This is a genomic window from Olsenella sp. An285 (assembly GCF_002159625.1).
In the GTDB taxonomy this organism is placed as follows: Bacteria; Actinomycetota; Coriobacteriia; order Coriobacteriales; family Atopobiaceae; genus Thermophilibacter; species Thermophilibacter avicola.
This window is the reverse complement of sequence record NZ_NFIZ01000032.1, coordinates 1-637: the sequence shown is the minus strand read 5'-3', so window position 1 is coordinate 637 and position 637 is coordinate 1. Positions and strand designations below refer to the sequence as shown.

Genomic DNA, 637 nt, shown 5'->3' with positions numbered 1-637 from the left:
GGCCCTGCTCGCCCCGGCGCCCGCCCGCGCCGACTACCTCGGCTTCGCCGACGTGTCGCCCTCGGACTGGGCGGCCGAGCAGGGCTACATAGCCTACGTCGCCTCCGAGGGGCTCATGTCCGGGCTCGGCGACGGCACCTTCGGGCAGGCAGAGCCGCTCTCGCGCGCCCAGGTGGCCACGGTCCTGTGGCGCGCGGCGGGCTCGCCCGCGGCGCCCGAGGGGGCGGCGCGCTTCCCGGACTGCGACTACTCCGATGGGTCCTTCTACGGGAGGGCCGTCTCCTGGGCGCGCGCCGCCGGCGTCGTCTCCGGCTACGAGGACGGCCGCTTTGGCCCCGCCGACCCCGTCACCCGAGAGCAGCTGGCCACGATGCTCGCCCGCCACGCGTCGCGCGTGGCCGGCCTCGACGCCTCCTCGGACGGCTCGGCGCTCGCCGCGATGGCCGACGCCTCCTCCGTCACCCTCTGGGACGGCATGGCCTGGGCCGTGGACGCGGGCGTGCTCACGGGCGACCTGTCGACCGGCGAGCCCCTGGCGCTGCCCCAGCGCCCCGCCCAGCGCGACCAGGCCGCCAAGATGTTCGCCGTGTTCCACCGCGACGTGCTGGGGGAGGGCGGAGCCCCGGGCGAGCCCGAC

General features: G+C 77.4%; 1 protein-coding gene. It reads left to right on the top strand.

The window, feature by feature from the left end; genetic code table 11:
- A partial coding sequence (locus B5F79_RS10750) for an S-layer homology domain-containing protein (RefSeq protein ID WP_206391129.1) occupies positions 1 to 637 on the top strand: 637 nt, incomplete at both ends.